Here is a 7,496-nt window from a genome sequence, read left to right on the forward strand (position 1 = left end):
CCTGTCGGGTTGCCGAACCGCCGAATTCCCCCGCCTTTGCCAAATGACGACGGCGGCGNACGCGCCGCCGTCGGACTTCAAAGCCGGGGAAATTCAGCGGCCTTTCAGCTCAGACGGCTTCGAGGATACTGACGTAGTTGGCGATGCCTACGCCGCCCATGTTCTGCACCGCTGCGCGGCGTGGGGCGGCCAGCTGCATGTCGCCGGCGGTGCCCGTGAGCTGCATGGCGGCCAGGACGTGCTGCGAGACGCCGGTGGCGCCAACTGGGTGGCCCTTGGACTTGAGGCCGCCGGAGACGTTCACGGGCAGCTTTCCGTCCTTGTACACCCAGCCTTCCGTGAGGGCGCGGGCGCCCTGGCCGGGTTCGGTCAGGCCCATGGCCTCGTACATGACCAGTTCGGCGATGGTGAAGCAGTCGTGGACTTCGGCGAGGTCGAGGTCTTCAAGGCCGACGCCGGCCATCGCCAGGGCGCGCTGCCACGAGACACGGGTGGCTTCGAAGGCGGTGGGATCGCGGCGTGCGGCGGGGAAGAAGTCATTGGCCTGGCCAAAGCCGGTGAGCCTCACGGGGGAGGCGGTCCCGCCGGTGGGGGAGGTGGACAGTACGACGGCGGCAGCACCGTCGGAGACAGGGGAGCAGTCGGTGCGGCGCAGGGGGTCGGCCACCATCGGGTTCTTGTCCGAGACGGTGCGGCAGAACTCCTCGCCGAGGTCCTTGCGGAGCTGCGCGTAAGGGTTGTCCACGCCGTTGCGGTGGTTCTTCGCTGCGATGCTGCCGAGGACGTCGCCCAGGGTGCCCGCGGCGTCGTAGCGCTTGGCGTAGTGCTTGGCCACCTCGGCGAAGAGTCCAGTGAAGCCGGTGGTGGAGTGCTTGCCGGCCATGTCGTAATCGGCCCCCAGCAGCCCGGCGCCCACTACGTCCGCTCCGGCGTGGGTCATCTTCTCGGCGCCGATGACCAGGACAGTCTTGGCGGTGCCGGCCAGCAGGGATTTGGTGCCCTGCTGGAAAGCGGCCGAGCCGGAGGCGCACGCGTTCTCCACCCGTGTTGACGGGACGTTGGCCAGGCCGGGGGAGACCTGGAGCGCCAGGGAGGAGGGGAAGGCCAGGGGCATCATGCCGGAGTTGAACTGGCCCACGTAGATTTCGTCGACCTGGCCGGGCTCGATGCCGGCGGTGCGGATCGCGTCCGTGGCCACCTGTACAATCAGGGATTCCAGGGTGTCGTCTGTGAGCTTGCCAAACCTGCTGTGCCCCCAGCCCGTGATCAGGACATCCTTGCCAAACTGTTCCTTCAGGCTCATGCCGCCACTTCCTTGTTCTCGAGCCGGACCTCGAAGCCGGCGTCGGTCTTTTCACGGATCTCTTCCTCGGTGACCCCCGGAGCCAGACGGGTCAGCGTGAGCTGCCGCCCGCCGTCGTCCGTCTTGTAGAGGTCGAAGACGGCGAGGTCGCTGATGATCCTGTCCACGCAGCTGAGCCCGGTCAGCGGGAGGGTGCATTCGTGGACGATCTTGGCCGTGCCGTCCTTGGCGTTGTGCTCGGTGAGGACGACCACGCGCGGGGTTCCGGCCACCAGGTCCATGGCCCCGCCCATTCCCTTGACCATCTTGCCCGGGATGGTCCAGTTGGCCAGGTCGCCGTTGCCGGAGACCTGCATGGCGCCCAGGATGGCGACCTTCACATGGCCGCCCCGGATCATGCCGAACGAGGTGGCGGAGTCGAAGATGCTGCCGCCGGGCAGGACCGTGACGGTCTGCTTGCCGGCATTGATGAGGTCCGCGTCCTCCTCGCCCTCGTACGGGAACGGTCCCATGCCCAGCAGGCCGTTCTCGCTCTGCAGGACCACCCGCACGCCTTCGGGCAGGTTGTTGGCCACGAGTGTGGGGATGCCGATCCCCAGGTTCACGTAGTCGCCGTCGTTCAGTTCCCCGGCCGCGATCGCAGCCATTTCATCCCTGGTCCATCCCATGGGGTTCCTCCTTTAAAAGTGGTTGCGGTCAGGCGGAGACGAGTCCGGCGCGCTGGCGCACGGTCCGCTGCTCAATGTCCTTCGCCCGGTCCGTGGCCCGGACCAGCCGCTGGACGAAGACGCCCGGGGTGACGATGTGGTTTGGGTCCAGGTGGCCGGGCTCGACGATGACTTCCGCCTCCGCGATAGTCAGGATGCCGGCCGTGGCCACGACAGGGTTGAAGTTCCGGGCTGTGTAGCGGTAGATGAGGTTTCCATCCGTGTCCGCGGTGTGCGCGTGGACAAGTGCGACGTCGGCCCGGATGGCGCGCTCCTGGACGTACGTTTCGCCGTCGAACACCTCGTGCGGCTTGCCTTCGGCAACCAGGGTCCCCACGCCGGTCTTGGTGTAGAAGGCGGGAATGCCGGCACCGCCGGCGCGGAGCCGCTCAGCCAGGGTACCCTGCGGCGTAAACTCGACCTCCAGTCGGCCGGCGAGGTATTGCTCGGCGAACAGCTTGTTCTCGCCCACGTAGGAGGCGATGACCTTGCGGACCTGGCCGGCCTCGATCAGGATGCCAAGACCCTTGCCGTCAATGCCCATGTTGTTGGAGACCACTGTCAGGTCCTTCACCCCGGAATCACGGACGGCCTCAATCAGGTCGGCCGGTATGCCGCTCAAACCGAACCCGCCCACCGCCAGGGTGATGCCATCGTGCAGGGCCGCGTCCAGGGCGGCGGCGGCAGAAGCCTGGAGTTTCGTCATGTCGTCTCCTCATTGAGCGCGGAGTCGTCCACTTTGTGGACGCTTGGATCTAAGTTTGGAGACTACGGTCGCCTTGCAAGGGGTGTCAAGGAAGGGCGAGTAGTAACTTATAGTATGGACACTGAGGTAAGAAGCATCCATATTATGGACATTCGGAGGGTTTATGGCGACGACGCCGGTTCAGGGCGCCCAGGTGGTCACACGTATTGCGGGGCTGCTCCGTTTGGTGGGCAGGAGTGCCGAGGGCATGCCGCTCCAGCTGCTGGTCCGCGAATCCGGCCTCACCCGTCCCACCGTCCACCGGCTCCTGGCCTCCCTGGCCGCCGAAGGGTTGTTGGACCAGGATCCTGTGACAGGCAATTGGGTGCTGGGTCCTGAAGTCCTGCTGATGGGGTCGGTCGCGTCGGCCCGGTTCCCCATGGAGGACATCGCGCGGCCCAGCCTCCGCCGGCTGGCCCAGGCCACCGGTGAGAGTGCCTTCTTCTCTATTCGGAGGGGCGCCGAAACGGTGTGCCTGCTGCGTGAGGAGGGCAGCTTCCCCGTCCGGTCCTTCGTGCTCCATGAGGGCGTCCGGTTTCCGCTGGGGGTGGCCTCCGCCGGGACAGCCATCCTTGCCTTCCTGCCGAAAAACGAGCAGGAGGAGTTGCTGGCCTGCTGGAGTGAACACGCGGGTTCCTTTGCCACAAACCACACTCCCGAACTGGTGCGGGCCAACCTTGGCCGGACCCGCCTGGCGGGCTATTCCGTGAATCCCGGGCTGGTCCTTGAGGGAAGCTGGGGGATGGGGGCAGCCGTGTTCGACCGCACCGGGAAGCCCGCCTGGGCCCTGTCATTGACGGGCATCGAACCGCGCTTCAAGCCGGAACGGCAGGAGGAGCTGGGCGGCCTGCTCATGGCGGAGGCCCACCGGATCACGCAGCAGCTGGGCGGAGGCGGCGACGGCCGGCGGCGGACGCGCTGATGGTGGTGAACCCCAGCGGCCGGAGGTTCCCTAGAGTCCGGCGCGCGGCTCTTCGGGTCCCTGGGTCTTCCACCAGGTGTCGAAGATGGTCACCGGCACTGTGCGCTTGTGGCGGGTCCGGAGGTACTTTTGTTCGATCGACTCGGCAACGGCGTCCGGAACATTCCGGCCTTCGAGGTAATCGTCGATCTGGTCGTAGCTGACGCCCAGTTCGTCCTCATCGGTGCGGCCCGGGCGGTCGTCCAGCAGGTCCGCCGTGGGAACCTTCTCCCAGACGCGCGCCGGGGCGCCGAGCTCGGCCAGCAGGGCGCGGTTCTGCCGCTTGTTGAGGCCGAACAGGGGGAGGATGTCGGCTCCGCCGTCGCCGTACTTGGTGAAGAAGCCGGTCACTGATTCGGCGCCGTGGTCAGTGCCGACGACGAGATAGTTGTGCTCACCGGCGAGGGCGTACTGGGCGATCATGCGGGTGCGGGCCTTGGTGTTGCCCTTGTGGAAGTCGGAGATCTCCGTGCCCACTGTCTTTTCGAACTCGTCCTCAAAGCCGTCCACGGCGGCCGAAATGTTGAACGTCCACTCCGTCTTGGCCTTGATGAAATCCAGTGCGGCCTGGGCGTCCTCCTCGTCGTGCTGGACGCCGTAGGGCAACCGGACGGCCACGAAGTTGGCCTCCACGCCTTCGGCCTCAAGCTCCTCCACCGCCAGTTGGGCAAGCTTGCCGGCCAGGGATGAATCCAAGCCGCCGGAGATGCCCAGGACAAAGCCCTTGGTCTGGGTTGCCTTCAGGTATTCCTTGAGGAACGTGACGCGTTTGCGCACCTCCCCTGCGGGGTCGATCCGGGGCTGCACGCCCATTTCTTCAATGATCTTGGCCTGGAGTTCGCGCATGTCAACCAGCCTAGCCAGCAGTGTCAACAGCACTCAACTGTTCCGGCCGGGACATGCCGGGCGTAGCGTAATGGCATGGAACGGACGGGGTGTGCCGTAGTAGGCGGCGGACCGGCGGGGATGATGCTGGGCCTGCTGCTGGCGCGTGGCGGGGTTCGCGTGACGGTCCTGGAAAAGCACCGCGACTTCTTGCGGGATTTCCGCGGCGACACGGTGCACGCGTCCACGGTGCGGCTGATCGATGAACTTGGCCTGGGTCCCGGTTTCCGCAGCCTGCCGCAGAGCCGGCTCACGAACGTCGCCGTCCCGGTCCCCGGCGCCGGCATGGTCACCCTGGCGGCCTTCGATACCCTGAGGCCGCCTTATAACTACGTGGCCATGATGCCGCAGTGGGACTTCCTGGATTTCCTCGCCTCGGCTGCTGCAGCAGAACCGGCCTTTACGCTGCTGAAGGAGGCTGAAGCCACCGGCCTGGAGTCCGACGGCGGACGGGTCACCGGGGTGCGCTTCCGGGGCGCGGGCGCGGAAGGTGAACAAGTGCTCCACGCCGACGTCGTGGTGGCCGCGGACGGCAGGCATTCGGTGCTGCGCCAGGCGGCCGGGATGCGCGCAACAGAGTACCCGGTTCCCTTCGACACCTGGTGGTTCAAACTCCCGCGCCGGCCGTGCGAGCAGGCCGAGGTGGCCGGCGTCGTGCCGTCGCTGGGTGACCGGGACGCCATGATTGCCCTCAACCGCAGTGACTACTACCAGATGGGCTACCTCGCCGCTAAAGGTTCGGACGCCGCGATCCGGCGCAACGGCGTTGAGTGGTTCCGGCAGCGCGTGGCGGCGCTGCGCCCCGACCTGGCCGACCGTGTTGATGCCATCCGCAGCCTTGACGACCTGCATTGGCTGGACGTCAAACTCAACCGCCTGCGGCGCTGGTACGTCGACGGGTTCCTGTGCATCGGAGATGCCGCGCACGCGATGTCACCGGCCGGCGGGGTGGGGATCAATCTCGCCATCCAGGACGCCGTGGCAGCCGCGGAACGGCTGGTCCCTGACCTGCGCCGGGGATACGTGCGGACCAGGACCCTGGCGGCGATCCAGCGCCGCCGACACCTGCCAACGGTGCTGGTCCAGACCGTGCAGCGGATCCTGCACCGGGCGGTCTTCGTCCCGCTCTTCGCCGGGAAACTGTCCGGTGGGATACTCGCGGGCACTGACCGCCGCCGGTTTCCCCTCCCGCGGGTGGCGTTCTTCATCCTGCGCCACAATCCTGTGGTCAAGCGTCTCCTGCCGCGGATCATTGCCATCGGACCCCGTCCTGAGCATGCACCAGGGTTTGCCCGCCCGTTGACCGTCCACCCACCCACTAAACTTGAGCCCATGACTTCGCCCACCCAGACTGCCGCCGACACCGCAGCTGCCCGCGCCCGACTGCTCGAACTGATCAAGGAACTCGCCGTGGTCCGCGGCAAGGTAATCCTCTCCAGCGGGGCCGAGGCCGATTACTACATCGACCTTCGCCGCATTACGCTGCACCACGAGGCGTCCAAGCTGGTGGGCCAGGTCATGCTGGCGCTGGCGGACGACGCCGGGATCGACTTTGAGTGCGCCGGCGGCCTCACCATGGGAGCCGACCCCGTAGGCACAGCCGTGATGCACGCCGCCGCAGATGCAGGCCGGACCGTCGACGCGTTCGTGGTAAGGAAAGCCCAAAAGTCCTACGGCATGGGCCGCCAAGTGGAAGGACCCTCGGTCGAAGGCCGCAAGGTGCTGGTCCTGGAGGACACGTCCACCACGGGCGGTTCGGCGTTGACGGCTGTGGAAGGCGTTCGCAAGGCCGGCGGCAATGTGGTGGCCGTGGCCGTGATTGTTGACCGCGACACCGGCGCAAAGGAAAAAATCGAAGCCGAGACAGGCGTCCCCTACCTCTTCGCATTCGGCAAGAACGAACTGGGACTCTCCTGATCCAGGCCGCTTCCTGGTCCGGCGCCGGCGGCTAGGGCGTGTCTCCTAAAGCTGTCAGCCAGATGCTGATTGCCCGGAGAACGGCTCCGCCGCGGTAGGTCAGGGCGAGTTTGTCGTAGCGGGTCGCCAGGGCACGCCATTGCTTGAAGATGTTGAAGTTCCGTTCGACGACGTTCCGGCCTTTGTAGTCCTCTTTGTCGAAGGCCGGAGGCCTGCCTCCGGTGGATCCTCGTCGCTTGCGGTGGCCGATCTGGTCGGATGGTTGCGGGATGACAGCGACGATGCCTCGATCCCGGAGCTGGGTTCGGATGGCCCTCGATGAGTAGGCCTTGTCTCCACGAACCCGGTCCGGGCGGGTACGTGGCCTGCCCGGACCGGCCCGGTTGACCTTCAACTGGTTCATCAGGTGGGCGAACATCGGCGCATCGCCGCCCTGTCCCGGCGCGACCAGCAGAACTAGGGGCCTGCCTTTGCCATCAACCAGGGCGTGGATCTTGGTACTCAGCCCGCCGCGCGACCGGCCAATGGCATGGTCGTCCGGTTCAGCACACAGATTCATGTAATTCGAGCCGGCCCCCTGTGGTGCGGGGAAGGTTCGTGCCGTGCTGGTGGGCACGGTTCACCGTCGAATCGACCGAGACCGACCAGTCCACTTCACCCTGAGAGTCCGCAACCGTCAGCAAAGCCGCCAGAATGCTGTCCCAAGTTCCGTCACCGCTATAGCGGCGGTGACGCTTCCAAATCGTCTGCCACGGACCGAACTCGCCAGGCACATCCCGCCACGCGATTCCGCACCGATACCGGTAAATGATGCCCTCGACCACCCGGCGGTCGTCCCGAAAAGGACGGCCCCGACGACCATCAGAGGACGGTAGCAACGGCTGGATGCGGGCCCACTGCCCATCAGTCAAAACAGAAGTACGAGACACTCATCAAGCATCCCGGCTTAACCAACCCGGGTTTAGGAGACACGCCCTA

The 7,496-nt window shown here is 66.2% G+C and carries 7 protein-coding genes and 1 pseudogene; 3 read left to right on the forward strand and 5 right to left on the reverse strand.

All coding sequences use genetic code 11. The features are described 5' to 3' along the window. Positions 1 to 109: 109 nt before the first annotated feature. From ACTJK0_RS17290 to ACTJK0_RS17300, 3 genes are read right to left on the reverse strand one after another with little or no spacing between them, the layout of a single operon-like run. Positions 110 to 1,303, reverse strand: coding sequence for an acetyl-CoA acetyltransferase (locus tag ACTJK0_RS17290; protein ID WP_440746026.1), 1,194 nt, complete (start codon positions 1,301 to 1,303; stop codon positions 110 to 112). Then, entirely contained in the window at positions 1,300 to 1,971 is a 672-nt protein-coding gene (locus tag ACTJK0_RS17295) for a CoA transferase subunit B (RefSeq protein WP_440746027.1), read from the reverse strand. Before ACTJK0_RS17295 ends, ACTJK0_RS17290 begins: the two co-directional genes overlap by 4 nt. Before the next feature lie 28 nt (positions 1,972 to 1,999). Beyond that, positions 2,000 to 2,716: a CoA transferase subunit A gene (locus ACTJK0_RS17300; protein WP_440746028.1), complete on the reverse strand. Its 717-nt coding sequence runs from the start codon at positions 2,714 to 2,716 to the stop codon at positions 2,000 to 2,002. Between the two features lie 163 nt (positions 2,717 to 2,879). Between ACTJK0_RS17300 and ACTJK0_RS17305 the strand changes: the two genes are divergently transcribed. Next, positions 2,880 to 3,677: an IclR family transcriptional regulator gene (locus ACTJK0_RS17305; protein ID WP_440746029.1), complete on the forward strand. Its 798-nt coding sequence runs from the start codon at positions 2,880 to 2,882 to the stop codon at positions 3,675 to 3,677. A gap of 30 nt (positions 3,678 to 3,707) precedes the next feature. On the opposite strand, the gene nadE is transcribed toward ACTJK0_RS17305, so the two are convergent. Next, positions 3,708 to 4,562 carry an ammonia-dependent NAD(+) synthetase gene (nadE, locus tag ACTJK0_RS17310; RefSeq protein ID WP_440746030.1) on the reverse strand — a complete coding sequence of 285 codons (855 nt, stop codon included), beginning with the start codon at positions 4,560 to 4,562 and terminating at the stop codon, positions 3,708 to 3,710. 75 nt (positions 4,563 to 4,637) lie between these two features. Here nadE and ACTJK0_RS17315 point away from each other — a divergent pair. After that, positions 4,638 to 5,885: pseudogene (locus ACTJK0_RS17315) on the forward strand (FAD-dependent oxidoreductase); the annotation flags it as partial. Positions 5,886 to 5,933: 48 nt separating this feature from the next. Next, entirely contained in the window at positions 5,934 to 6,518 is a 585-nt protein-coding gene (pyrE, locus tag ACTJK0_RS17320) for an orotate phosphoribosyltransferase (protein WP_440746033.1), read from the forward strand. 31 nt (positions 6,519 to 6,549) lie between these two features. On the opposite strand, the gene ACTJK0_RS17325 is transcribed toward pyrE, so the two are convergent. Next, positions 6,550 to 7,447 (reverse strand): IS5 family transposase gene (locus ACTJK0_RS17325; protein ID WP_440744999.1). Its coding sequence is split into 2 segments (ribosomal slippage): positions 6,550 to 7,095 and positions 7,097 to 7,447, totalling 897 coding nucleotides; the frame shifts between segments, so codons are not numbered across the junction. Between the last annotated feature and the right edge of the window lie 49 nt (positions 7,448 to 7,496).

This window comes from Paenarthrobacter sp. 22069, from assembly GCF_052046035.1.
In the GTDB taxonomy this organism is placed as follows: Bacteria; Actinomycetota; Actinomycetes; order Actinomycetales; family Micrococcaceae; genus Arthrobacter.